The following is a 22,221-nucleotide window of genomic DNA, read 5'->3' as shown; positions in this document are numbered from 1 at the left end:
GGGAGTGGGCAAAACTTGGTGGTTAAGCGGCCCGCTTTGAGACGCCTAGCCTTCTGTCAAGGACAGCGGCCCGAGTGACGGCAACCCGTTGCGCGCCCCGCGGTGACCATCTCATGCGCCGCCGCTTGCCCATGCGGGTGTTGCCGATGTCATCAACACAGCCTTCTGCCCGGGACGACGAAACTGCGAGGCCATTCCGGTGTCGATGGCCGTAGTCTACGAGCGCGTCGAAGTTGTTCGCAAGGTAGGAATAGAGGTCCTGGCACCGGGCTTTGACCCGCTTGGCCGCTTCTCGTAATTCTCGGGTTTCGGCGTGCAGACGATCGCAATCGATCTGAAGAACCTTGAGGATTGTCGCGGCGGTCATCACTTTGCCGTGCCAAAGGTGCCAACGCAGTGTATCAGCAGGTCGCTCGAAGAGTAGCGGCAACCCTGAAAAGCCCTTCGTGTCGCGTTGATTGTCGGAAGAATAGCGGGCGTAGATTGAGACTTTCAAACCATGGCTCCCATCCGTATCAGGAGGAGCGCTTCCTCCTTTGCCGTGACATCTTCACTTCCTCTGCATAGCACTCCTGCGCCGCCTGTCTCGCCAGGATGCCGACCAGACGCAGAAGGCGAGGGTCGGGATTGCCACGCGGCGTAAACGTCAGCTCCGGCGCGTCCAGCAGCAAGGATTCGAGCAGTGCTTCGCGCTCTCCTCCTGTCATCTTTGCCGGGTTTCCTGGGGCTCGCAAGGTCATAGCTTGCAGCATTCGCCCCGAGGGAAGCATAAGCAACGGAAATTGAAGGCGAATATTCGGCGGTAAATGGCGTGGGGAAGCATGCTATCGCGTAACCCAGCGTGTCCTGGCGAGCCATGGCGTAGCAAAATAACCTGTCGGAATCCCTCGCTGGCCCGGTCATCATTGGCCTCGTCGCCTGTCCTCATGAGGTCATTGACTGTGGGCGCAACCTTATCGTATTGTAATTCGCGATACAAGGCGCTATATGCCGACCAAGGAGATTCGCCATGGCCACGACCGCCGAACGCAAGGAATACCCGATCTCGATGCGCCTGCCCGAGGCGGATGTCGCAATGATCGATCGCGCCGCCAGTTTGCGCGGCCGCTCGCGCACCGATTTCGTGCGCGACGCCGCTGTGCGCGCGGCCGAGGAGGTCGTCATGGAGCAGGGCCTGATCCGGATGAGCCCGGAGGGCTTCGCCGAGTTCATGGATGTGCTGGCGCGTCCGGCCGCTCCCGTTCCGGAGATGGTAGAAGTTCTGAAGCGGCCCGCGCCATGGGAGCCCGGCTACGTGGCGAAGCGGTAAGCTCTTGCTGCTTTCGGGTCCTGAACCGCTCTCCGCCGAACACGATGTGTCCGAGTTCGCCTGTGGCAAGCCTACGCTTGACCACTGGCTGAAGACGCGCGCCCTCTCCAATCAGCAGAAGGGCTTCACCGCCGTTCTCGTCGTGCATGAGGCTGGGCGCGTGGTCGGCTTCTACGGCCTCGCGCCCACCGGTGTGGTGCCTTCGGTTTTGCCGCGTTCGATTCGGACAGGCCAGCCGCCCAACCCGGTCCCCTGTATGCTGCTCGGCCAGCTCGCAACCGACACAGCATGGGCAGGGTTGGGTATTGGCACCGGCCTTGTGAAACACGCCCTCCAGCACTGTGTTCAGGCCGCGTCGCTGATCGGCGGGCGGGCCTTAATGGTCAACGCCGTCGACGGGGAGGCGGCCGAGTTCTGGAGGCGGCGCGGCTTTGAGCCGTCCAGGGATGATCCCCTGGTTCTGCTTCGCTCGATCAGCGACATCGCAGCGTCGCTCGGCGAGGCTGCCGGCTGAACGGTTGGCTGGCTCCAACCGTAGCGATCCGCCATTCAAATTCGTCTTCACCCCTGAAGAAAGGCGGGATCAAGCGCGCCAATCCAAAAAAGCGCGTAGAATCCGGAACCGGACGTTATTTGCCCTTCTTGCCTGAGGCGGGCGCTTCTCCGAGGCCCAGCCTTGCCGCGTGCCAGGAGGCTTCGGCGCGCGAGGAAATACCGAGCTTGCGGTAGATGTCCTTGATATAGCCCGCCACCGTGTTTTCCGAGATGCCCAACGATTCGGCCACCTCGCCATTGCGCAGGCCGCGGCCTATCAGGCCAAGCACCTCGCGCTCGCGTCCCGTCAGATCGTCTTCAGGCGCGGCCGGGCCAGTTCTCTTGAAATGCTCCATGATCCGGCGCGCGACCGAGGGTGAGAGCGCGGGGATGCCCTCAGCCATCTGCTTGAGCTGCCGGACCAGCAGATCCTGGGGTTGCTCCTTGAGCAGATAACCCTGCGCGCCTGCCGAAAGCGCGCCCACGATCGAGGCGTCGTCGCCCATTACCGTTGTGACGACACAGACAGTCTGGGGGCGCAGGAGACGCAGATTGCGCAATACGTCGAGGCCGGACCCGTCCGGCAGGCCGAGATCGATCAGCGCGACGTCGTAGTCGCGCGCCGCCGCCTGCGCGATGCCGGCGCGCATGCTCGCTGCTTCGTGAATCTCGGACTCCTCGAAAGCCGCGCTGACGATCTCGCTCAGCCAGCGGCGGGTTTCGCTCAAGTCCTCGACGATGAGTATCTTCGTCATTGCGTAATCCGTACAATATCAACGGGGAACCGCGCCTCGATACGGGTGCCCTCTACTCCGCTGGCGACGTTGAACCGGCCACCCAGACTTGTCACTCGCGCCTGCATATTGGCAAGCCCGTTGCCGGTCTGGACGCTTGAGGGATCGAAACCGCTGCCATCGTCGGCCACGGTCAAGGCTATGGCGTCTTCATCGAGACGAACGGTGACGCGGATCGATTTTGGCTGTCCATGCTTGAGCGCATTCTGCACCGCCTCGCGGACGACCGAGCGCACCGTATGCGCGGCCGCCAGCGGCAGGATCGCGGGTCCGGCACTCTCCACCTCCCATTTCATCTTCACGCCAGCGGCGAACAGATGTTCGGAGATCTGCGAGCGCAGATCGGCCAGCATCTCGTCAAAGGAGAGGTCGGGATTGGAGGCGTTGTTGATGATGTCGCGCAAGTCCGTCAGCGTCTCGCGGATCATCATGTCCTTGCGCGCCAGCCCCCGGCTGTGCAGCGCGCCCATCAGCTGCACGCCGATATTGTCGTGGATGTCGCGGGCGATGCGCTCGCGCTCCTCGGCGACGCCCTTTTCATAGGCTTCCCGGCTTTCCAGCGCATTGGCGAGCATGGTGGTGAGTTCGACCGCCAATTCCGCATCGCGCAGCGAGAACAGCTTTCGTCCTCCGTCCGCATAATCCAGCCGATAGCCCGGCAGACCGCCGGCGCCCGGCACGGCAAGCGCCAGACCGTCATCGATCAGCGCAGGGTCTTGCACATCCGCAGCGGCTGTAACCGAGAGGGGGCGGAAGGCATTTTCCAGAAGCGCACGCCAGCGCGCCTGCTGGTCGCGGCCCGGCGGGGTGAGCGCCACGTCCATAACCTGACGGAACAGATTTCCGCGCGACAGCTCGGCGCGACGCAACACGAGGCGGGCCAGCATGTCGCGCAGGGGCAGCCAGGCCAGAGCCACGATCAGCAGCGACAGCGCGAAGGCTGGTGCGCGTTCATCGACGATGGTGACGATCAGGATGGCATCGAGCACAAGAAGCAGAAGCACGCCGACAACATAAAAGAGAATGCGGAAGGCCCATTCGTCGAGCTGGAACAGCCGATACCGGGCGACCCCGAGCGCAACCCCCACATAGACCAGCAGGAAGAACAGGAACGCCTCGCCCTGCGAGACGAAGGCGCCGATGCCCAGAACATTCGGCGCGATGACCGTAGCGACGAAAGCGCCCGCGCCGACGACCACCGCCAGCCCGAGCCAGGCGAGCGCCGCACGGTCGCGCGGGTGCCCGCGCGTGACCTTGAACTGGATGGCGACCAGAACGACGATGGCCAGCATGGCGAGCACGACCGCCAGATGGAAACCCAAGCCTGGCCCGTCCGCCAGTTGCAGGATATCCACGACCTGCCACGCGCCGAGAATAACGGCAGGAAAAGCAAGCCAATTGGGTGACACCAACCTTCGGGGATAGACGAGAAACAGCCCGATCATGCCCACACCGAATGTAAGCGCCCCAATGTGGTTGAAAGTTGAAAGAACACTAAACAGCCTGCCCGGAAGCGCCAGCTCCCGGGTGGAATAGACGGCGGCCGGAAAGGCCGAAATCATCAAGCCTGCCCCCGCAAGCAGCAGGAAGCGTGTCGCCCATTCGCCCCGCCTCAGCGACCATATCCACGCCCCGAGCCAGAAACCCGCCAGCCCCACCCCAATCTGCATCCAGAAGGAAGGTGGCAAAGAGGTGACCGGGCGCTGGTGCTTGGGAGAGACTGAATAGGTTTGTGTCTCGCCCAAAAACGCGACCCCAAGCTCGACCCCGCCAATGCTGCGCAGAATCCCGGCAATCTCATCCTGCCGGGCAAAGAAGGCGCGCATGCCGGCATAGGTCTCGAGCGCATCCGGCTCCTCCATGAGGTCCTGAGGCGTCAGTTGGATACTTCTTTGATCGGGTCCGCCAATGCTCACCAGCGATGCGACGGAGGCCGGAATCCCCGCGCCCGGCTGCTCGGCCGCCGGGCTGTCATGCTCTATCGCGTCGATCCACAATCCCTCGAAGCTGGCCGGAATGGCGAGCCTGGGTTGAGCCTCGAGCTTGAGCCCCAGCCAGCGCTGATCCATCGCCAGGCCCAGCATCACCGCCGCCAGAATGACGCTGAGCGCGACAGCGGCGGACAACAGGACGTTGGGGGCGAAACGGGAAAACAAGAGCATGTGTCTCCTGTGGCGAGGCAAAGCGGGTCAAGGTTCAAGTGGCTGAAGGAAGCAGATTGGGTTCAACCGTTCAGCTCCTACCTAACCTATTGCCGCCTCTCTTTGCCATAACCCCCCTGTTCAGGGGGGGGCGTCACGCGCGCACAGACCTAATCCTGTGGCAGAGACAGAGATCGCCGGCGGAGGAAACGGATATGACGATGATGCGGACCGGATTGGCGGGTCTGGCGGCGGCGATGCTGACCGCGCTGGCGCTGGCCGCGCCGGGTGAGGCGCGGGCGAATGAAACCAGGGAGGAAGCCATGCGCTGTGCCGTGCGCTACCTACAAGTGCTTCATTCCACTGACGCGAGCCGGATCATTGCCGGATACGACACCATCGATTTGCGGGATCGGGCGTGGCAATTGATTCGCGCGCACGAGCTGATGCCGCCGATATGGGCGTTGTACCGGGTCGTTGACCTTTGTTGAAGAACTCAACAATTTTGTAAGGGGCAAGGCGACTTCCTACTGGCGGGAGACGAGCGGGATATCATGCTTTTCCCGGAGATCCCTCTTCAGAGGGATATCGATTGCGGGGACGCCGACCTGCAGGAAAGTGCCATTTCAACCCTCGCCGACTGCGACCGGACGTTCGGCTTTGCGCCAGTGATCGCGCTTGCACCCATGCTCAGCGATTTCGACTGCGCTGTCGCTTATTGGCTTCGCGGTGCCATGTATCCGATGGACCAGGCCGCTGCCGGGGAACGCGCGCAATTCGCACTCGGGCGCTATCAAGCGGAAAACGCAGGCTTATCGGTGGAAGAGATTATCGGGCAGGTGCAGGCTGCAGGCAACGCCCGCTACGAGCGTATCATGCAGGAGTCCCGCGATCTGGAGGAGTTTCGGAAGGAGATGATCGCCGAGGGACAGAACCCCGACGAAGCCGCCTTCACGGAGAGGCTGCAGCGCCGGGCGGTGGAGGCGCTGAGTTTTCAGCGGGATATTGTCGCCTGCGAGGCGAAATACGGCTTTGGACAAGCCGGCGGACAGTAGGCGCGGGGAACAAGACTTTTGGCAGCGCGAACGGACGCTGAGGCGACGCGACACCGAGCCCGGCTCGCCGGCATTCACGCCTGCGACGACTACCGCGACATTGATATCCCCGGCTGGATTGATACCCCCCGAACAGGGGGGTGCGCCAAAGCCGTGCGTGCCCGATCCTGCGCACAAGCAGAGATCTCCGGCGGAGGAACGGATATGGCGATGATGCGGACTGGATTGGCGGGTCTGGCGGCGGCGCTGACCGTGCTGGCGCTGGCTGCGCCGGGTGAGGCACGGGCGGAGAACGAGGACCGATCGAACGATGCTCAATACGCTCTGAACTGTGCCATCGAATATGCAAAGGGTGCTTCGGCGGATTCCAGTTTCCTGGAGCGGCAAATGGCATTGAGAGATCGTTTCGATCTCGATCATGAAAACATCTGGCTCATGGCCATGCTCGGAGATGTATCCGACATAATACCTGCCGAATGGATAGTAGACGGACTGGCCGAATGTGACCGGACATTCGGGTTCAGCCCAATCACCGAATTGATCGATTCGAGACCGGGCATACCTCAAACCCCCTCCGTTCCTCAGATAACCGACTTCGACTGCGCGGTTGCTTACCGGCTCATTGCCGCGATCCGGCATGATGTTGATCAGGATCAGGTGCAGGCTCAGAACGCGATGCAGCGCGCGGAATATGCGCTCCGGCTTCACCTGACCGCCAATCCCGAACTGGACCCCAACAGTCTTGGCCCGCAGGTGAACGGGCTGGCAAGGACACGCGGCGAGCAGATTCAGCAAGATCAGGAATCGGGCGAGGCGCTGTTCAACGACATCAATGCCTGCGAGGCAAAGTATGGCTTTGCCCAGGCCGGCGGACAGTAGGCGCGCGCAACAAGGCTTTCGCAAGCGAGCGCACGCACGGCGCGGCATTGACGCCTTGCTTGCCGGCATTGACGCCTGCGACGCCCGCTACGCCTTGCCCCGACACCCTGGCGGGATTGATACCCCTCGAAGCGGAGATGCAGATGGATTAACCTGCCCTGCTTCAGTCCGGTTCTGCGCCGTACGCAAAGACGGGCGTAAACCCGTGGGCTTCGTCGCAGGCGGTGATCTTCTGGCCATAGGGCGGAGTTTCGGCGCGCGGCGGCGGGGGCGCATCATGCGCAACCCGGCCGACGCCGAATCCAACTTCGGCACTTGTCGGCATTGGAAACCGCGGTCCCCCGGGTATCCCCGTCATTTCAATGTCGAAGGCCAGTTCGTTGGGCGCGCGCTCGCGCAGAGCGTCTCGCCGTGCGGCAAAGTCGATGAGACGCGCATTGGAAAAGGCCCAGAATGGACCTTGGTCGCGCCATGCCCGGTCGTTGTAGTCGATTCCCGTGTCTCCGAAGGTCGAAGCTATGGCTCCGGCGGCAGTCGCGTCGGCCGAGGCGGTCATGGCCACCATATTCGCAGCGAGGGCCTGAGAAGTCGCAATCGTGTTGTAGAGGTCCGCGCAGACCGGCCCGGCTGGGTCGAAGGCTCCCGTAAGCTTGGCGAGTTCCTGGCGTGCCCAATCGTCGCCCTGCGCCGCGGCCAGAGAATACCAGCGGATGGCCTCTTCGGGGCTGGCTTCGATACCATTGCCATCGCGGTAGAAGTCACCCAGCGCGGCCTGCGCATTGACGTGGCCCTGTTCACCAAGGAGCCGGAACCTGCGCAAACCTTCCTGCCGGTCCTGCGCAACGCCGATACCGTCCCAATAGGCGTAGGCTACTTCATACTGGGCATCGGCATTGCCCTGATCGGCGGCAAGAGAGAACCAGCGGAATGCCTCCGCATCGTCGCGCTCCACGCCCCACCCCCTCCAGTAATGTGTCCCGAGTTCAATTTGCGCTTCGGCAATGCCTTGCTCGGCGAGGTGGTGAAAAACCCGGAAGGATCGGTCATGGCGACCTTCGGCACGCAGCGCGATGCCCTCCTCCAAGGTCTGCGCCGATGCAGGGAGCGAGACCGAATGTGCCGCCGAGGCTGAAAGCACCGCCATGATGACCAGCATGCGCTGCCTGTTTCCGAACATTTTGATCCTCCACATGCATCTGTTGCAGCATCGACGATACACGGCGGAGATGCGGGCCATACCCCCCTGAACAGGGGGGTGCAGGGATGCAGGCACTGTCCGATCCTGAAGCAACAGGAGGACCCCATGAAAACGAAACCCGCTATTCTCACCCTTGTCATGTCCGCCATGCTCGGCTTTCCGGCTTCCGCTCAGATCCCCGCCACGGGCGAGGGAATCGGCGGCATCTATGCGGGGAGCTATCTGTGCCAGGACGGCGAACACGGCGTCGTGCTCGATATCGCGGTCAGCGAGATCGAGGGACGAACGGAGTTGCGTATCGATGGCACCCTGGGCATCGTTCCCGTTCTCGCTGGCGCGAATGGCGCGTTTGCGGGCGTTGCGGGCAGCTTCACGATCTCAGGGGTTCTCCTGACAGAGCCGCGCGGTGCCAACACTGCCGGTCATCTCCAGTTCCAGCACGAAGAGTGGCTGCTGGAGCCCGAGGGATACGGTTCTGCCAATTTCCGCGGTCAGTTGACCCGGCGCGATGACGGGCTGTGGCAGATCACCGGCAGACCTCTGGCCGGGCCGGCATCGGAGTCCTGCTCGGACATGATCGCCACAAGGTTCCTGCCATGACGGCAAACCAGGTCGGCGGCGTCCGACACCCGAAATGCTACAGGAGAACAACATGATACCCTGCCGCTTCATCGCATTGGTCGCGATCGTCACCGGTCTTGGCGCAGGTGCAGCCCATGCGCAGAGCCTTGACCAACACGTGGACTGCGCCGCGACAACTTTGGTATTTGGCACCATCTATCCCGGGCACCAACCCGAAATCGAGCGGCGGCTGTCTGTGATCTACGACAAGATCCGAGCCGATCACACGGATTTGGCGACTTTCAGCGACGATCAGTTCAACGCCGCCACCTTTGAAGTGGTGGACACGGTGCTTGAGGAGACGCTTGCAAAGGGGGGAGAGGAAGGCGCCCTCGCCTTTTTGATACGTCATCAGGAATGCGAAGCGGCCTATGGCTTTGAGTGGCTGGAGCTCCCCGAGGGTAGCCAATGACCAATGCCCGCGAATTGAGCCAGCATGGCCATGTCTTCCGCCCCGGTCCGTTTCACCGGCAACGGGCCTACTGGCTGGACGGCGGCCTACTGCATTGGCGGATCGGTTCCGACGAAGGTCATGTGGCGCTCGCAGATATCGCCTCCATGCGCCTTAACCTCGCCGAAGGGACCGGCGCGGCGGCGCGTTGCGTGCTGGTCGAGAGCGCGGGCCGGGTCCATAAGCTCTCGGACATCTACTGGCCGCGCTGGACGAGGCAAGAGCGCCCCAACTGGGGTCGGCTCCAAAGGCGTGATGCGAGCTTCCGGGGCCTGACCTTCACCCTGGCGCGGCGGCTCAAGAATGCCAACCCCGACGCCGTGATCCAAACCGGACCAGGCCGGGGCGAATGGCTCGTCACCTGCATCGTGGCCGCGCTCGCCGTCGCCATCGTCATCGGCGGCGCCGCGCTGATGGTCGTGCATGCCAGATTCGAGCCTGCCGCCGCCTGCTTCATGGCCCTCGCTGCGATCTATCTGCCCATGCTCTGGCCGATCATCCGTTCCGGCGGCCCAAAGCCGCTCGACCCCGAAACCCTGCACAACGCCGCCCCTCCTCCCGACCGTGTGGATTGGTGATCCGTCCCCTCCTGAACAGGGGGAGAACCGACCGCGCATTCCCCGACAAGATGCCATCGACAACCATCCAGAGGAAAACTCCAATGAAACATCCGCTCAAGATTGCCCTGGCCCTGACCGTGACCGCGCTCATGGCCGCCTGCAGCGCCGAGGACATGGCCCATTTCAACTCCGGCGGTCCGGGCGTCTGGGCGAGTGGTACGTCCTACGGCTCGTCCACGTCTGTTCGCACCTATGAGCCCCGCAGATGCTACCAGACATCGAGCACGCATCAGACATGCTTCAATTGACAAAGCGCGGGTATCGGGGCGCTGGCCCAAGGGCACCCATGCGGTCGATCATGTTCAGCATCGTCTTCGCCGCTATCGTCGCGGCGCCCGCGCATGCCCAGGTTCCCTTCACGCTGCGGGACTGCCTCGCCGATCGGGACGAGGACGCCAGGCTCCATATCTGCTCGATCATGTCCGGCACCGAGGAGGAAAAGGCGTTGGGCGCGGTCGAAGCGTCGCGCATCCTGCGCGCGCGCGGCGAATACGATGCGGCCCTCGCTCTGCTGACGGGCCTGTGGCCCGGCGTGTCGCGCGACGCGGAATTGGGGCACATCTGGTTCGAACAGGGCGATCATAGGATGGCCGATTTTCACTTCGAGATGGCGCTCGAATACGGGCTCGACCCCGATCGGCAGACACGCGAGCGCATGGTCATTGCAGCGCATATGCATGGCGAGGAATTGCAGTATTCGAGCGAGAATTTCCCCGGCGCCATCAGCGCCTATTCCCGCGCGCTCGCGCTCAATCCCGACCATGCGCCGGCATTGCTCGGCCTGGCCGAGGCCCTGCAAAGGCTGGACCGACACGAAGAGGCGCTCGCCGATCTCGACCGGGCGATCGCGCTCGGCGCGGATTGGACAGGCTATCTTCTGCGCGCCCGAACCCGCCAGGAGCTCGGCGACGCGGCGGGCGCCATCGCCGATTTCCGGCGCGTGCTTGAGGAGAACCCGGAGCATATCGGCGCCCGCCAGGCTCTGGCCGAGATGACCGCACGGCCGTGACACGCAAAAAGGAGAAACCTGCCATGACCTTGCCCAGAAAGATCGCCCTGGCCGCTCTTGTCGTGCTGGGCGTCCTGTTGGCAGGAGTCGCACTGCTGGCCTTACGCGACGTCTACCAGAACCATATCGCAAGGGAATGCGGGGCCGAGTGCGGCGCTCCACCGTCCGATGGGACCGTCGAGGGCGGCTTTTGAGCGGTGGCAGGGGTGAGCGATCGCTACGAGCATCATTTCTATGAGTACACCGTTGAGCAGTACGACGATCTGCTGACGCTGGCGCGCTATCTGGTCGTCAATGCTGGGAAGATCGACGCCGCTGGCGGGCTGCTGTTCGATCGCGCCTATATGCTGGATTTCGAGCCGACGCCCGAGGGCGTTGCCGCTCATCCTCCTGCCACCATGCCGCCACTGGCATATGGTCCGCTCGCCGGAATCGCGGCGCTGCCGGGCGAGGATTGGCAAGACTATTGCCAACGCGCTTTCGGTATCGAGATACTACCCTACGATCCCTTCTGCCTCTGGCTGCAATCGCCGCTATGGGCCAGGACCGAACCAAGCGCTCTGGGAGCCGGATTGAGGATTGTCTATGTGCTCGATCTCGGCGTACCGCACGATCACGTCGAGATATCCATGGGTCAGGCCTGGACCGATTACGACAGAAGCGGCTTTCTGTGGGACAAACTCGGCATGGTGCCGGACGGCGTAACACTGCCCCTGCGTCAATGGCCCGAACGGATCTGCGCGCCAACGCTCGCCGCTCGCCGCGCCGCGATCACGCTCGGTGCGGACAATCTGCGACAGACGCTGATCGAACACGGCATCGCCGGGCCTGAGGACATTGCAGGCTTGAGCGACGAGGAAATCCGTCAGTTCGAGTTCACGACCGGCGCGTTGCCGCGCAGCTACTGCGATGTGCTTTCCCTGATCGGCCTTCGGGCCGGCCGGCTGGTGGACGACCGCGAACTCCAGATCTACGCCGATCAGTTGCCCGAGGTGAACCGCATGGGACGCGAAAGGCGCGCGGAATGGGAGGCGGAGGGTGGCGACCCCATCCCCGACGACGCCACCTTCATCGGCGCGCGCTATGGCATGTCGCCCTGGTTCATCCTGCAAGACAGCCGCGCCCACCGCCCCCCTCGCGGGGATTCCCCGGTCTTTCTGTTCGATACGGACATGGGAAAGGTCACACAGGTCTCGATCAGCGTCTGGGGCTGGGTCGAGGGGCTGGTCCGTGATGCCGAAATCTTTATCGCCGAGGGCATCCCCGAGAAGAACGCCCGCCGGGGCCATCGGACAGAACTTCCGCCCCTGGCGCTGCAATACAAGCAACAAGCGCAAAGGGATCGCAATATCACCATCATCATGATGGCGGGCGCAGTGTTGCTCGGTACAACACTTTACCTCATCTATCGCCTGACGACCTGACCGGCACGAACAGCCGCCGCGCGAGCCAGGCGCAGGCCAGCGCAGCCATCAGGTGGCCCAGTACCAACCAGAGATAACCGTCCGTGTCGAGCGATAGTGGTTCCCGTCCCCCGAAATGCGGCAGACCCACGATACCCAGCCGCAAGCCGAGCGCCGCGAGGGCGCAAAGCGCAGCGCCCCACAGGGAAATCGCGCCGGTGCGGCGATACCAAAATCCCATGACAAGGCCGGTAAGCAGAGCCTGAGGGGCGCCGAGAACATAAGCGATGACCACTCCGAAAGCGAGGATGAAGCCGAACGCCTTGAGCGGGGATCCGATCTGCATCAGTTCTGGCAATTCGCCCAAGCTGAGCATGACCGGGATAATGGCCCCGATGAACGGCCCCATGAGCGCGAACAGCGCCACGATGCCGGCAAAGCGTTTCCAGGAAGGCTGATGCCACTGATCCGGCCCTGGAATTGGTTCAGTCGCCACTGCTTCCCTTTCCCGGTTTCAGAAATGCCAGGCGCTACCGGAATATCCGGCGCGCAGCCCAGGTGCAGAGGATCGTGGCGCCGATATAGGCGGGGAGCATCCCGCTTGTTCGGCTCAGCGTGACTCCATCGGCTGCAAATCGGTCACCCGCGTAAAGTAGCGGGACAAGCCAAACGACGAATGCTGCCCCACCGGCCGCCAACCAAGAGATTGTCCTGAACCGCCATTCCCAAAGCGCGGCGACCAAGCCGACCACGGCGGCTGCCGGAAAGCCGATCGAATAGGCATTCGGCACGCCGAAAAACATGCCGATCACGGCAATCTTCAGCAGTTCCAATACGCCCCCGGCCAAGTCGCTGATCGATGCCGGCGTTCCAGAGACTATCCCAAGCAGGACGAACCAGAGCAGAAAGGTCGCCAGACCGGCCAAGGGACCCGTCGCGGCGAAAAATGCGACAATTCCCACCGAACGGCCCCAGTGGCGCCGGTCCTGCCTGCCTTTGGCCTTTTCCACGATTACCTCTCGCCTGTCGCCGGAATTGTCCGGCTACCGGAAGATCCGGCGCGCGATCCAGGTGCAGACAGCCGCCGCCAGCACATGCGCGGCAAGCAGCGCTCCGATCCATTGCACCAATCCTTGCGGTGGCACGACGGCGGTGGCTGCCAGCGACATCAGCAGCCAGAATGCGAGCGCGGCAACCAATGATGTTCTCCATGAAATCCCGCCCTTGCGACGGTCCCGGAACGCAACGACCAGCCCGACGCCCGCCGCCGATACGATCCCGTAGGCGTAGGCAAGGATCGCCGAGACAATGGTGCCGACCAACATGCCGCCCACGAACCGCCGGGCGATGTCATCGAAATTGCCAATCGCGATTTCGACGCCCACGGCATAGACGGTGAAAAGCCCGGTTACGCCGATCGCGCCCACCAGCGGTCCAAGCAAGGCATAAATGGCGACGATTCCGGCAAATCGCCCCCAGGATTGCGAACCGGGCCGAGGCCGGCCCGCCACGGTTTGGCTTTGCGTGTTCATTGGTTTTTCCCCATTTCGGAAGTGTTCGACACCGCTGGACGACCGAAGATCGCTCGCGCGAGGAGCCAGCACAGCCCGGCTGCGGCCATGTGGGACAACAGGATCGCGATCTGCGCGGCGCGTTCACCTTCCGACGCGGAGACGAGACCTGCCGACCGCAACGCTGCCAGAACGCCCAGCACCAGGGCGGCTCCGAGCGCGACGTAGAGTGAAATGTTTCCCGTGCGTGCATCCCATGAAGCAATTGCAAGTCCGACCAGCGCCGCCGGGGCTGTGCCGACGATGTAGGAAATCGGCAGGCCGAACACGATGCCGAGTAGCATCACCCCCACGGCGAAACGGCCCTGGTCCAGCCAACCGTCGGCGGCGAGACCCGAACCGAGGCCCAAACCGGCAAGGAGAAGCGTAACCGCCAAGGCTCCGACGGGAGGTCCGAGCGCCACAAACACAGCGACGATGCCGACGAAGCGGCCGACGGAGGGTTTGGGTTTGCTGTCCTGGACCTGTCCAATATCTGTCATGCTGGCAGATTGAACGCCGGCTGGAAGGGCCGCACCCCCCCGTTCAGGGGGGTGTGGGATCGACGGACATCCATACGCTCATGCCATGTCGGAGAGCTTTGCAAGCATCGTCACCCTGATCGCCTTCACCGCCGGTCTTTTCTATGCGGCGGGCGGGGTTGTGCACATGCGTGCCCTTGTCATGGACGCCATGGCCGATGGGCTGCTCACCATGCTCGGAGACGGTGACGCCGGCAAGGAGCGCCGGCGCACGCAGATCATGACCCTCGGCGCTGCGCTGACCTTTGCCTCCGGGCTCTCGCTGTTGGCGATGTCGCGCTGGACGCTGCCGATCTTCGCGGTCAACGCGGCGCTTCAGGGCGCATACCTCCTCTGGGCGGCCCGGGCCTTCCCGCCGCGGGACCACAACGAGCGGCGGGGACGGCGCAGCACCGTTCGCGCCTTCCTCATCTATCTCGTGGCATTGGGCTTCGTGGTTGCGCTCGACCGGCTTGGCCTGTGGCGCATATGGTTCGAGCCTGCCCTTGTTGAGCTTGCGATCATCGTCGCATCGGCAATTGCGGTTTCATGGTTTTTCCGGCGCGGCTTACGCGCTCCGAGCGAGGGGGCTGCCCCGATGCACGCACCCGCCCCGGAGGCGCACGCACCTGCCCCGCAGGCGGAAGCCCAAGTCTCGCTGCCTCCGGAACGGTTGAGGCTGGCCCCCGAGTATCACTGTTCTCCCCTGTGGGATGACGAGCGCAGAAACATGCTCCTTCCCGGTGATCTGGCGTTGAGCCCCGAGCTGGTGGCGCGGATAGACGCATGGGACGATGAATTTCAGGCGACCTATCGCGAGGACAATCCGCTCGGCGCCATTTTCCCGAGTGTTGCGGCGGAACGTGCCTGGGTTCGGGAAGGCTACGCCATAGCCGGGGATCTTGGGCGCGAATGGCCCGGACCGCTCAACGTGCAGATCTCCGCCCTCGACATGTTGATGCGCGATGCCCGGCACGATCTTTCACCATTGACCCCGATGCCCGAAGATCGGGGGCAATGGATCGGGGAGCTTTGCGGTGTTGCGGAGATCGAGGCGGCGATCGAAAGGCTCGACGCGCTCTCGCGTGAAAGGGATGAACTGCCGGACTGGGACGGGGACAGCCGCGACGACATCGCCCGGACCCAGGAGCTGTTCCAGCGCATCCTCGCCCACGTTCCCGCGCGCTATATCGAGGATGTCGCCGCCGGGCTCGAAAGCCCGCAATGGGGGACGCGCGTCTATGTCGCGGGCGCGCTGGCCGGCCATGAGCGCGAGACTGCGTTGCCGATCCTGCGCGATGCGCTGGCGCGCGAGAAAGACGAAACCGCCCGCCAACTGATCACTGTGATTCTGGCCAATGCCGAAAGTGAGGGACGATGACACTTAGCATATCCAACCGCATCGCCTGCCTCGCGCTTGCTCTCGCGGCCATGAGCGCGCAGGTGGCAATGGCTCAGGACTTCTCGCCCTGTTTCGAGACGACCGGCCGGGGCGCCTACGACCTCTATAACGATACCGTCCTGTGCAGCGCGGTGCTGGAGCGGGCGCTTGAGGCCGAGCCGGAGAGCGAACAGCTTCCGCTGCTTGAAAAGGGCATCGACTACACCGCCAGTTTCGCGCTGTTCCTGCTCGAAAGCAGCAATGTCGTCGATATGAGCGGGGCGATCCTCGCGCCAGACAACCTGCCCATCGACCGGCGCAATGCCCGCGCCGACTGGCAGGCCGTGCTCTCGTCGCTAGAGGACGAGGGCGAGGCACCAGATGCCGAGATCGTCCGCTGCCTTCGTCTCTACGGGCATGACTGGGAATAGGCGCGTCTGCCTCCTACCCCCCTGAACAGGGGGGTGAGTGCAGTTCCGGCGGCCGATAACGTGCCGGCACGATTTCACGGATTGGAGGATGGCGATGCGGTTTTTGACTATCAAGGCCGGCGCCCTGGCCGCTCTTGCGGCGGCAATGTCAGCAATCTCGGCTGTCCCGGCAATGGCGCAGGAGTGGCGGGTTACACCAAGGCCGCACACGCTCAACAACGGCGAAATCGTGTGCGGCCTCTACTCACCAAGACCCGATCGTTCTGTGGGGATCAGCGTCTACGACCACTCTTCCGATCTGATCATCAAGGCGAGTTCCTTGGTCGGCATCGCTGACGGTTCCGACGTCGTGATCCGCTATCCTAGCGGCAATTCACAACGGGCAACGTTTCTCAAGGAAGCGACCGACGCCGACACCGCAATGATCGAAATACCATCGGTGGCTGATCTCAACGCCATGATCGACCAGTTCGCCACCCCCGGCGATTTTTCCGTCGCAGTTCTGGGCGGCAGGCCCACTGCATTCCGGATCTCTCAGTTGCCTGGTGCCTCGAATGAAATCGCCACCTTGCGCGCCTGCATGGAGGAGCTCGACCTTGGCTGATCGTTCCTTCCACTCCTTAACAGCTCTAACCATCGCCGTTCTGCTCTCAGCCCTTCTTTCCGCCGCCCCCGCATTCGCCCAGAGCTTCGAGGACGGCCGCGCCGCCACGCGACAGGGCGATCCAGCCACGGCCATCGCGATCTGGACGCCATTGGCCGAGGCCGGGAATCCGGAAGCGCAATACTGGCTGGCGGAGTCCTTCTGGGGCGGGTGGTGGGGCGTGCCGGAAAATCTCGAGCGAAGGGCCTTCTGGCACATGCAGGCAGCCGGGCAAGGCCATGTCCCGTCCTACGTGCAGTTGGGTGGCATGTACGCTCACGGGCATCATTTTGCGCAGGACGACGGCGCAGCGGCCGAATGGTATGCCCGCGCCGCAGAAGCGGGAAACGCGGACGGACAATACCACCTTGGCTATTTTTACTATGAGGGCCGCGGGGTGCTCCGCGATTTCGGCCGGGCCTACGGCCTCTGGCGGCAGGCAGCGGCCCAGGGACATGTGGCCGCCCGAAACGTCCTGTGCGCGGAGATCGCCGATTACTGCGAAGAGTGACGCCCCCCTGAACGGGGGGGTGAGCGTGGCGTAGCTCGCCCTTAGCCTCCGGACAAACGCATCCACGCCTGAAGGTTCGCCGCCAATGCTGCAACATGTCTCCAGACCCGCCGCTCTCGCCCTTGTCTCCGCCGTCTTGTCTCTATCCGCCGCCCCGGCGCTTGCCGGTACGGTGACGATCCAGTCCATGCAGTTCTCGGCCGGCAAGTCGGTGCCGCATCTCCACTACGAAGGCGAGGTCATTGAAGGCGATCTGGAGCGGATCGCCGCCGCGGTCAGCCAGTATGTCGATTGCGACCCCAAAACGCTGCCCGATACGGGCGGGAATTGCGCCGTCATCACCCTGACCAGCGAGGGCGGCAACTATGTCGAAGGATTGCGGATCGCGCATTTCTTCCGCGAGAACGCCATCGCCACCTGGGTGAAGACCGGCTCGTATTGCTATTCGGCCTGCGCCTTTGCCTTTCTCGGCGGTTCAGGCCATTCGTCCTGGCCCGCGACGGGCGATTATATAGACCGCACCATCGAGCCGGGGGGCACGCTGGGCTTTCACGCGCCCTATGTTGTGGCGGACTCCCTTGGGGAGCTTGTTGCTCAATACGGCGTCCAGGAGGTGTTGGGCGCATCGCGGGAAAACATCGCCCTGATGATCGACCAGCTCGTCTACTGGAATGTCGATGACGGCGTTCTCTCGCGCATCACCAATATGGGCGCCGACGAGGCCTACACTGCCTCCACCGCGCAGGATCTCTATCTGCTGCGCACCGCCCTGCCGGACGCGCCGCGCCGTCTGTGGGCGCCCGACCCGGCCGAGGCGCTGCGCAATGCCTGCATGCGGCTGCTCGCTCATCATGAAGATGTCTGGCCCTATGACGTGCGCGACCGGCTTGCCGGCGAGATCGCCTACAATATCGGCACCGACGATCGCGGCTGGGCGCTTTCGGGATACGAGCTCACCGGCAATCCCGGCGGGCTGACCGTCAGCTACTGCGCCGTCCACACCACCGACGCACATCTTGGCGCCAATGCCGACATCGCGCTCTATTACGGCCCCGGCGTCGAAGGCCATATGCGCCCGGCGCTGACTTTCTTCCACCGCCCCGAGGGCTGGTCCACGCTGGGAACCGGCGGCACGGCCGCCCAACGCATTTTCCAGAAGGGCGGGATTGGCCACTTCTTCCTGCCGCCCGAGGCCGAGCTTGGCGGCGCCCACGCCCTGACCTGGCGGCTGGTGGGCGAGGATTTTCTGAAAACCGGCCGGTTGGGGCAATGAACCCCCTGAACAGGGGGGTGAGCGGGATGCTTCCCGCCTCTAGCCTGCCTGCGCACTTTCACGGATCGGGAGGATAGTTATGCGGTTTTCAGGTTTTGCGGCTCGGACCAGGACCGCATTCACTGCCGGGTTCGCATCCATCGCCGTTCTGCTGTCGGCTCCGACCGTGGCCGTCGCTAATCCCGCGCAGACCGAACTTGATGCCTTGAAGGCCGCGGCGGCCACAGGTGATGTCGTTTCGACCGTGCGCCTGGTTCAGGAACTCCTGATGTCCCTCCCGGCGCAAGCCGGCACTTCCGAACCGCAGCCGGCGCTGTTCGCAGCACGCTGCTGGTGGGATCGTCTCGATCGTGAGCGAGCGGTGGAGAGCGAGGCGATTTCAGATCAGACCGTCCCTAGCGTAGACGCCGCCTTCTCCCGGCGGAGGGCCGATCTCCAGCTCATGCCCGGCCTCACCAGTATGTTCGAGATGAGCCTGGATGAGGAGATCGAGCGCTGGGGACCGGGCGCCGCCGACCCACTGGGATTGCGCAATCGACATATCCAGGAGACGCTTCCGGAAGCCGGCGCGATACTGATGCAATTTGCCCAGGACAGGAACATTCAGGCAGCGATCGGGCGTGCTGATAGCCTAAGCATGACGGAACCTGACCGGCCTGAACCCTACGCGCTCATCGCTCAGCTTCACTTCATGGCTGGCGATATGAGTAAGGCCCAGGAGGCTGCGCAATTTGCGCTTGACCGCTTCCCAGGTCATTACCTTGCCCATTCTGTGCTTGTCGGCATCGAAGCGAGACGGCTCGCCGGCGATCATGCCTGCGACACGGCGCTCGCTTGGGAGCGAGTCATTCAAGCCGATCGCTACAACGAAGAATCCATGTTGATGATCGAGACGATGTTGGGCCTATACCAAGCCCAACCCGATCCGCACAGGCTACAGGCGCTCCGCGAGCGTGTACACGCACGAATTTACTATCACGAAGAGTCCGAGCGCGAGCGAGCCGCAGCCCAATCGCAACCTTCGGGACAAATTGCGCGTCCACTCTTTCCACCTTACCTTTCGGCGCAGCAGCTATCCCAGTTACAGACCCTGCTGTCCCAGATCGACCAATTGGCGGCGCGCACGCCCTGACCTGTCGGCTGGTGGGCGAGGATTTTCTGAGAACCGGCCGGTTGGGGCAATGACCCCCCTGAACAGGGGGGTGAGCGGGATGCTTCCCGCCTCTAGCCTGCCCGCACTCTTTCGCGGATTGGGAGGATAGTTATGCGGAATTCAGGTTTTGCGACGCGGCTCAAAGCCCTATGTGTCGCCGGATTTGTCTCGCTGGTGGTCTTGGTGGCGGCACCCGCCTATGCTGGTCCGGTTGATGACGCAATCGCAGCCGCAAATGCCGGAAACCATGCCGAAGCGCTGGATATTCTCGAGCCCCTCGCCCGGCGCGGTCATCCTGATGACTACATGCAGCAGGATGCTGATGCACGCATCCTGTTCGTCATGATTGCCGACCGCTTCCGGACACGCCTTTTCAATGAAGGTGCAAACGAGGCCGAGCATGAGAAAGCCTTCAAGCTCGCCTACGAGATCGCGCACCGCGCAGCCAGTTCGGACACCGTCACCAACTGGGGGATGCGGTATTACCTTGCACGCATGTACCTCTACGGTGCCGGATCGACTGTTGAGCAGGCGGAGACGGGCGTTGCCATGCTTCGGGAAGTGGCGGCCTCCGGGGACCGGGTCTACGCCAATCAAGCACGAACGACGCTCTGCGACGAATGGATCGAGGAGTATTGCGGCGATTGATACCGACATTCCGCTTGATCATTTCCGTCGCTTTCGCCGCCCTCCTTATGTCGCCCACCCAAGCGGAAACGCCCGACGGCGAGGCCTTCGTTGCCGCCTTCGGCGAGGCCTGCATCCCCGAGCGGCTGAGCTACAAGGGCAAGGTTGCGCTGGCCGAAAAACTGGGCTGGCAACACGTCGTGCCCGGAGAGAATGCGGATTATGACCGCTTCATCGCCCACGCCGAGGCGCTGCTTGCCGAGGAAATCGCGGAAGACCCTGACTTTTCACAAGGATCGGACGGCGCCTGGTTCACCCGCGAGATCGGCGGGCGGTCGCATCTTCTGGCCGTCAGCTACCTGCTGACCGAATATCTCGATGCACTGGGCTGCCATCTCTACGATTTCGCGGCCATGGCGCCCATCGACCCGGAGCCGGTGACGCGGCTGCTTGGCCAGACCATCGCCCACACCACCGATGGTGGCGATCCGTTCTACGCGGTCGATCCGGAGCTGATCGTCACCACCGTCTGGGGGCCGTCGCCCCGCCTGCCGCGCACACTCGACACCTACTTAACGTTCATCCCCCAAGGCAGCGAGGTGGCCGCGCAGACCGGATTTTCCGGGCTGATGCTCAAATTCTCGACCTCGCTGCCCGACCGTGCGGAGTTCGAACAATGACAAGGCTGTTGACCGCCGCGGCGCTCTGCCTTCTTCCCCTGCCTGCAATGTCTCAGGCGCCGGTGGTTGGCCCCGCAACCTGCGAGGCCGAGCGGGCCGTCTATGAAATGACCGCCCCCGATACGGAGGAGGTCTGGCGCATCGGGCTCGTTCCGGCGCGCAACATGGCCTCCATCGCCTCCGATCTTTATCTCAAGCTCACCACGCCGCAGCGCGACTACTGGTTCACCTTCTCCGTCTCCCAGGGCTATTCCGGCATTACTGTCTTTCCCGTCACCGACCCCTATGCGGATAGCGGTCCGCGCGACCTGCTCGGCCCGCCCTTTGGCGCCAACGCCGATGGCGTCACCGATCCCGACATCCTCAGCGCCCTGCGCTTCCTCACGCTCGACGGGGAGTGGGCAAAACCTGGTGGTCGACGTGGTAGGGTAAGGTATCGGAACAAGGCGGGACCCACCATGGAAGTAAACATTTTTGTCGAGACGACGTTTGACGATGGAGAAACCAAGAGGCGCAATATCGGTCGACTTCGCCGTGCGCCGGACGAGTTTGGTTCCGAGAGTTTGGGCCTTCTCCTCAATGACGCAAAGACCTTAGGCCGCGAAAACGTAAGCCAAGGAGACGCGGATACAATCGCTCCGCCATCACCACTGACCGTTTTCCTGGATGGTGCGCACATACGATGTCGACCTGAATACCAGAAACGGCACCTCGATGTTGTAGTCGGCAAGGTTGAAAGCCCCAATATGAGCCGGCGGTTTGGTCTCGTGCAGCAAGCCGCCGGTTCTCCAGCAAAGCAGCTCCGACATGACCTGATCGCGCAGGGCTGGGACGGTCAGAGCAAAGTGACCGTGATTTCAGACGGCGAACCTGCACTGCCGAATTTGGTGAGGCGTGCCGTTCGAGGTCCCGTCACCCACATACTGGACTGGTGGCATATCTCGATGCGGGTCAAGCACATTGAAAATGCGGTGCGGGGACTTCTGCAATCGAAGGGCTTTTCAGGGTTGCCGCTACTCTTCGAGCGACCTGCTGATACACTGCGTTGGCACCTTTGGCACGGCAAAGTGATGACCGCCGCGACAATCCTCAAGGTTCTTCAGATCGATTGCGATCGTCTGCACGCCGAAACCCGAGAATTACGAGAAGCGGCCAAGCGGGTCAAAGCCCGGTGCCAGGACCTCTATTCCTACCTTGCGAACAACTTCGACGCGCTCGTAGACTACGGCCATCGACACCGGAATGGCCTCGCAGTTTCGTCGTCCCGGGCAGAAGGCTGTGTTGATGACATCGGCAACACCCGCATGGGCAAGCGGCGGCGCATGAGATGGTCACCGCGGGGCGCGCAACGGGTTGCCGTCACTCGGGCCGCTGTCCTTGACAGAAGGCTAGGCGTCTCAAAGCGGGCCGCTTAACCACCAAGTTTTGCCCACTCCC

The 22,221-nt window shown here is 63.1% G+C and carries 29 protein-coding genes and 1 pseudogene; 21 read left to right on the top strand and 9 right to left on the bottom strand.

Going from position 1 to position 22,221, the window contains the following annotated elements:
• Positions 1 to 22: 22 nt before the first annotated feature.
• A pseudogene (locus FVF75_RS12195) lies at positions 23 to 448 on the bottom strand (ISKra4 family transposase); the annotation flags it as partial.
• Between the two features lie 67 nt (positions 449 to 515).
• Positions 516 to 707, bottom strand: a complete 192-nt coding sequence (locus tag FVF75_RS12190) for a hypothetical protein (protein WP_120443149.1) — start codon at positions 705 to 707, stop codon at positions 516 to 518.
• Between the two features lie 302 nt (positions 708 to 1,009).
• Between FVF75_RS12190 and FVF75_RS12185 the strand changes: the two genes are divergently transcribed.
• Complete coding sequence (locus FVF75_RS12185; protein ID WP_039194720.1) at positions 1,010 to 1,309, top strand: type II toxin-antitoxin system TacA family antitoxin; 300 nt, start codon at positions 1,010 to 1,012, stop codon at positions 1,307 to 1,309.
• Positions 1,310 to 1,355: 46 nt separating this feature from the next.
• On the top strand, positions 1,356 to 1,823 hold the full coding sequence (locus FVF75_RS12180) for a GNAT family N-acetyltransferase (protein ID WP_246138077.1): 468 nt from the start codon (positions 1,356 to 1,358) through the stop codon (positions 1,821 to 1,823).
• A gap of 115 nt (positions 1,824 to 1,938) precedes the next feature.
• Here the strand turns inward: FVF75_RS12180 and FVF75_RS12175 are convergent, their stop codons facing one another.
• Entirely contained in the window at positions 1,939 to 2,598 is a 660-nt protein-coding gene (locus FVF75_RS12175) for a response regulator (protein ID WP_148378261.1), read from the bottom strand.
• Complete coding sequence (locus FVF75_RS12170; RefSeq protein WP_148378260.1) at positions 2,595 to 4,799, bottom strand: sensor histidine kinase; 2,205 nt, start codon at positions 4,797 to 4,799, stop codon at positions 2,595 to 2,597. Before FVF75_RS12170 ends, FVF75_RS12175 begins: the two co-directional genes overlap by 4 nt.
• A 194-nt stretch (positions 4,800 to 4,993) precedes the next feature.
• Between FVF75_RS12170 and FVF75_RS12165 the strand changes: the two genes are divergently transcribed.
• The 3 genes from FVF75_RS12165 to FVF75_RS12155 all read left to right on the top strand — a co-directional run bounded on the left by FVF75_RS12165 (position 4,994) and on the right by FVF75_RS12155 (position 6,712).
• Positions 4,994 to 5,269 carry a hypothetical protein gene (locus FVF75_RS12165; protein WP_148378259.1) on the top strand — a complete coding sequence of 92 codons (276 nt, stop codon included), beginning with the start codon at positions 4,994 to 4,996 and terminating at the stop codon, positions 5,267 to 5,269.
• Positions 5,270 to 5,332: 63 nt separating this feature from the next.
• A complete protein-coding gene (locus FVF75_RS12160; protein WP_148378258.1) occupies positions 5,333 to 5,833 on the top strand; it encodes a hypothetical protein in 501 nt (166 codons plus the stop codon).
• 204 nt (positions 5,834 to 6,037) lie between these two features.
• Positions 6,038 to 6,712 carry a hypothetical protein gene (locus FVF75_RS12155; protein WP_148378257.1) on the top strand — a complete coding sequence of 225 codons (675 nt, stop codon included), beginning with the start codon at positions 6,038 to 6,040 and terminating at the stop codon, positions 6,710 to 6,712.
• A gap of 163 nt (positions 6,713 to 6,875) precedes the next feature.
• Here FVF75_RS12155 and FVF75_RS12150 read toward each other — a convergent pair whose 3' ends face one another.
• Positions 6,876 to 7,868: a tetratricopeptide repeat protein gene (locus FVF75_RS12150; protein WP_187393062.1), complete on the bottom strand. Its 993-nt coding sequence runs from the start codon at positions 7,866 to 7,868 to the stop codon at positions 6,876 to 6,878.
• 147 nt (positions 7,869 to 8,015) lie between these two features.
• On the opposite strand from FVF75_RS12150, the gene FVF75_RS12145 reads away from it, so the two are divergent.
• From FVF75_RS12145 to FVF75_RS12125, 7 genes are all read left to right on the top strand, one after another.
• The gene (locus FVF75_RS12145; protein ID WP_148378255.1) at positions 8,016 to 8,510 is read left to right on the top strand and encodes a hypothetical protein; all 495 of its coding nucleotides are present in this window, start codon (positions 8,016 to 8,018) and stop codon (positions 8,508 to 8,510) included.
• A 52-nt stretch (positions 8,511 to 8,562) separates the two neighbouring features.
• Positions 8,563 to 8,943, top strand: a complete 381-nt coding sequence (locus FVF75_RS12140; protein WP_148378254.1) for a hypothetical protein — start codon at positions 8,563 to 8,565, stop codon at positions 8,941 to 8,943.
• Positions 8,940 to 9,560 (top strand): hypothetical protein, encoded by a 621-nt coding sequence (locus FVF75_RS12135; RefSeq protein WP_148378253.1) that lies wholly within the window; start codon positions 8,940 to 8,942, stop codon positions 9,558 to 9,560. Before FVF75_RS12140 ends, FVF75_RS12135 begins: the two co-directional genes overlap by 4 nt.
• An 83-nt stretch (positions 9,561 to 9,643) precedes the next feature.
• Entirely contained in the window at positions 9,644 to 9,850 is a 207-nt protein-coding gene (locus tag FVF75_RS17575) for a hypothetical protein (protein WP_187393061.1), read from the top strand.
• Between the two features lie 50 nt (positions 9,851 to 9,900).
• Entirely contained in the window at positions 9,901 to 10,611 is a 711-nt protein-coding gene (locus FVF75_RS12130; RefSeq protein ID WP_187393060.1) for a tetratricopeptide repeat protein, read from the top strand.
• A 23-nt stretch (positions 10,612 to 10,634) separates the two neighbouring features.
• Positions 10,635 to 10,805 carry a hypothetical protein gene (locus FVF75_RS17570; RefSeq protein WP_187393059.1) on the top strand — a complete coding sequence of 57 codons (171 nt, stop codon included), beginning with the start codon at positions 10,635 to 10,637 and terminating at the stop codon, positions 10,803 to 10,805.
• 12 nt (positions 10,806 to 10,817) lie between these two features.
• Positions 10,818 to 12,035 carry a hypothetical protein gene (locus tag FVF75_RS12125; RefSeq protein WP_148378251.1) on the top strand — a complete coding sequence of 406 codons (1,218 nt, stop codon included), beginning with the start codon at positions 10,818 to 10,820 and terminating at the stop codon, positions 12,033 to 12,035.
• Here the strand turns inward: FVF75_RS12125 and FVF75_RS12120 are convergent.
• The 4 genes from FVF75_RS12120 to FVF75_RS12105 all read right to left on the bottom strand — a co-directional run bounded on the left by FVF75_RS12120 (position 12,013) and on the right by FVF75_RS12105 (position 14,067).
• Positions 12,013 to 12,441 carry a hypothetical protein gene (locus FVF75_RS12120; RefSeq protein WP_148378250.1) on the bottom strand — a complete coding sequence of 143 codons (429 nt, stop codon included), beginning with the start codon at positions 12,439 to 12,441 and terminating at the stop codon, positions 12,013 to 12,015. The genes FVF75_RS12125 and FVF75_RS12120 overlap by 23 nt on opposite strands.
• Before the next feature lie 103 nt (positions 12,442 to 12,544).
• Positions 12,545 to 13,024, bottom strand: coding sequence for a hypothetical protein (locus FVF75_RS12115; RefSeq protein ID WP_148378249.1), 480 nt, complete (start codon positions 13,022 to 13,024; stop codon positions 12,545 to 12,547).
• Positions 13,025 to 13,057: 33 nt separating this feature from the next.
• Positions 13,058 to 13,546, bottom strand: a complete 489-nt coding sequence (locus FVF75_RS12110) for a hypothetical protein (protein ID WP_148378248.1) — start codon at positions 13,544 to 13,546, stop codon at positions 13,058 to 13,060.
• Entirely contained in the window at positions 13,543 to 14,067 is a 525-nt protein-coding gene (locus FVF75_RS12105; RefSeq protein ID WP_148378247.1) for a hypothetical protein, read from the bottom strand. The genes FVF75_RS12110 and FVF75_RS12105 overlap by 4 nt, the downstream gene beginning before the upstream one ends.
• A gap of 85 nt (positions 14,068 to 14,152) precedes the next feature.
• On the opposite strand from FVF75_RS12105, the gene FVF75_RS12100 reads away from it, so the two are divergent.
• The 9 genes from FVF75_RS12100 (at position 14,153) to FVF75_RS12060 (ending at position 22,199) form a co-directional block, all read left to right on the top strand.
• A complete protein-coding gene (locus tag FVF75_RS12100; RefSeq protein ID WP_148378246.1) occupies positions 14,153 to 15,466 on the top strand; it encodes a hypothetical protein in 1,314 nt (437 codons plus the stop codon).
• Positions 15,463 to 15,897, top strand: coding sequence for a hypothetical protein (locus FVF75_RS12095; protein WP_148378245.1), 435 nt, complete (start codon positions 15,463 to 15,465; stop codon positions 15,895 to 15,897). The genes FVF75_RS12100 and FVF75_RS12095 overlap by 4 nt, the downstream gene beginning before the upstream one ends.
• 88 nt (positions 15,898 to 15,985) lie before the next feature.
• Complete coding sequence (locus tag FVF75_RS12090) at positions 15,986 to 16,501, top strand: hypothetical protein (RefSeq protein WP_148378244.1); 516 nt, start codon at positions 15,986 to 15,988, stop codon at positions 16,499 to 16,501.
• A complete protein-coding gene (locus tag FVF75_RS12085; RefSeq protein ID WP_187393058.1) occupies positions 16,494 to 17,051 on the top strand; it encodes a tetratricopeptide repeat protein in 558 nt (185 codons plus the stop codon). Before FVF75_RS12090 ends, FVF75_RS12085 begins: the two co-directional genes overlap by 8 nt.
• Before the next feature lie 172 nt (positions 17,052 to 17,223).
• Positions 17,224 to 18,324: a hypothetical protein gene (locus tag FVF75_RS12080; protein WP_148378242.1), complete on the top strand. Its 1,101-nt coding sequence runs from the start codon at positions 17,224 to 17,226 to the stop codon at positions 18,322 to 18,324.
• A 79-nt stretch (positions 18,325 to 18,403) separates the two neighbouring features.
• On the top strand, positions 18,404 to 19,456 hold the full coding sequence (locus FVF75_RS12075; RefSeq protein WP_148378241.1) for a hypothetical protein: 1,053 nt from the start codon (positions 18,404 to 18,406) through the stop codon (positions 19,454 to 19,456).
• A 132-nt stretch (positions 19,457 to 19,588) separates the two neighbouring features.
• On the top strand, positions 19,589 to 20,125 hold the full coding sequence (locus FVF75_RS12070) for a hypothetical protein (RefSeq protein ID WP_148378240.1): 537 nt from the start codon (positions 19,589 to 19,591) through the stop codon (positions 20,123 to 20,125).
• A gap of 47 nt (positions 20,126 to 20,172) precedes the next feature.
• Complete coding sequence (locus tag FVF75_RS12065) at positions 20,173 to 20,784, top strand: hypothetical protein (protein ID WP_148378239.1); 612 nt, start codon at positions 20,173 to 20,175, stop codon at positions 20,782 to 20,784.
• A gap of 458 nt (positions 20,785 to 21,242) precedes the next feature.
• Positions 21,243 to 22,199 (top strand): ISKra4 family transposase, encoded by a 957-nt coding sequence (locus FVF75_RS12060; protein ID WP_148378265.1) that lies wholly within the window; start codon positions 21,243 to 21,245, stop codon positions 22,197 to 22,199.
• Positions 22,200 to 22,221 lie beyond the last annotated feature (22 nt).

Origin of the sequence: Maritimibacter fusiformis, from assembly GCF_008086115.1 — a bacterium.
Lineage (GTDB): Bacteria > Pseudomonadota > Alphaproteobacteria > Rhodobacterales > Rhodobacteraceae > Muriiphilus > Muriiphilus fusiformis.
This window is presented reverse-complemented; position numbering and strand designations above follow the sequence as displayed.

Bases quoted from the DNA above. Each gene is read 5' to 3' on its own strand.
- FVF75_RS12060 (WP_148378265.1), top strand. From the start codon at position 21,243: ATGGAAGTAAACATTTTTGTCGAGACGACGTTTGACGATGGAGAAACC.
- FVF75_RS12065 (WP_148378239.1), top strand. From the start codon at position 20,173: ATGTCGCCCACCCAAGCGGAAACGCCCGACGGCGAGGCCTTCGTTGCC.
- FVF75_RS12145 (WP_148378255.1), top strand. From the start codon at position 8,016: ATGAAAACGAAACCCGCTATTCTCACCCTTGTCATGTCCGCCATGCTC.
- FVF75_RS17570 (WP_187393059.1), top strand. From the start codon at position 10,635: ATGACCTTGCCCAGAAAGATCGCCCTGGCCGCTCTTGTCGTGCTGGGC.
- FVF75_RS12070 (WP_148378240.1), top strand. From the start codon at position 19,589: ATGCGGAATTCAGGTTTTGCGACGCGGCTCAAAGCCCTATGTGTCGCC.
- FVF75_RS12150 (WP_187393062.1), bottom strand. From the start codon at position 7,868: ATGCTGGTCATCATGGCGGTGCTTTCAGCCTCGGCGGCACATTCGGTC.
- FVF75_RS12170 (WP_148378260.1), bottom strand. From the start codon at position 4,799: ATGCTCTTGTTTTCCCGTTTCGCCCCCAACGTCCTGTTGTCCGCCGCT.
- FVF75_RS12160 (WP_148378258.1), top strand. From the start codon at position 5,333: ATGCTTTTCCCGGAGATCCCTCTTCAGAGGGATATCGATTGCGGGGAC.
- FVF75_RS12190 (WP_120443149.1), bottom strand. From the start codon at position 707: ATGACAGGAGGAGAGCGCGAAGCACTGCTCGAATCCTTGCTGCTGGAC.
- FVF75_RS12175 (WP_148378261.1), bottom strand. From the start codon at position 2,598: ATGACGAAGATACTCATCGTCGAGGACTTGAGCGAAACCCGCCGCTGG.
- FVF75_RS17575 (WP_187393061.1), top strand. From the start codon at position 9,644: ATGAAACATCCGCTCAAGATTGCCCTGGCCCTGACCGTGACCGCGCTC.
- FVF75_RS12075 (WP_148378241.1), top strand. From the start codon at position 18,404: ATGCGGTTTTCAGGTTTTGCGGCTCGGACCAGGACCGCATTCACTGCC.
- FVF75_RS12105 (WP_148378247.1), bottom strand. From the start codon at position 14,067: ATGACAGATATTGGACAGGTCCAGGACAGCAAACCCAAACCCTCCGTC.
- FVF75_RS12110 (WP_148378248.1), bottom strand. From the start codon at position 13,546: ATGAACACGCAAAGCCAAACCGTGGCGGGCCGGCCTCGGCCCGGTTCG.
- FVF75_RS12140 (WP_148378254.1), top strand. From the start codon at position 8,563: ATGATACCCTGCCGCTTCATCGCATTGGTCGCGATCGTCACCGGTCTT.
- FVF75_RS12165 (WP_148378259.1), top strand. From the start codon at position 4,994: ATGACGATGATGCGGACCGGATTGGCGGGTCTGGCGGCGGCGATGCTG.
- FVF75_RS12185 (WP_039194720.1), top strand. From the start codon at position 1,010: ATGGCCACGACCGCCGAACGCAAGGAATACCCGATCTCGATGCGCCTG.
- FVF75_RS12155 (WP_148378257.1), top strand. From the start codon at position 6,038: ATGGCGATGATGCGGACTGGATTGGCGGGTCTGGCGGCGGCGCTGACC.
- FVF75_RS12135 (WP_148378253.1), top strand. From the start codon at position 8,940: ATGACCAATGCCCGCGAATTGAGCCAGCATGGCCATGTCTTCCGCCCC.
- FVF75_RS12100 (WP_148378246.1), top strand. From the start codon at position 14,153: ATGTCGGAGAGCTTTGCAAGCATCGTCACCCTGATCGCCTTCACCGCC.
- FVF75_RS12130 (WP_187393060.1), top strand. From the start codon at position 9,901: ATGTTCAGCATCGTCTTCGCCGCTATCGTCGCGGCGCCCGCGCATGCC.
- FVF75_RS12095 (WP_148378245.1), top strand. From the start codon at position 15,463: ATGACACTTAGCATATCCAACCGCATCGCCTGCCTCGCGCTTGCTCTC.
- FVF75_RS12090 (WP_148378244.1), top strand. From the start codon at position 15,986: ATGGCGATGCGGTTTTTGACTATCAAGGCCGGCGCCCTGGCCGCTCTT.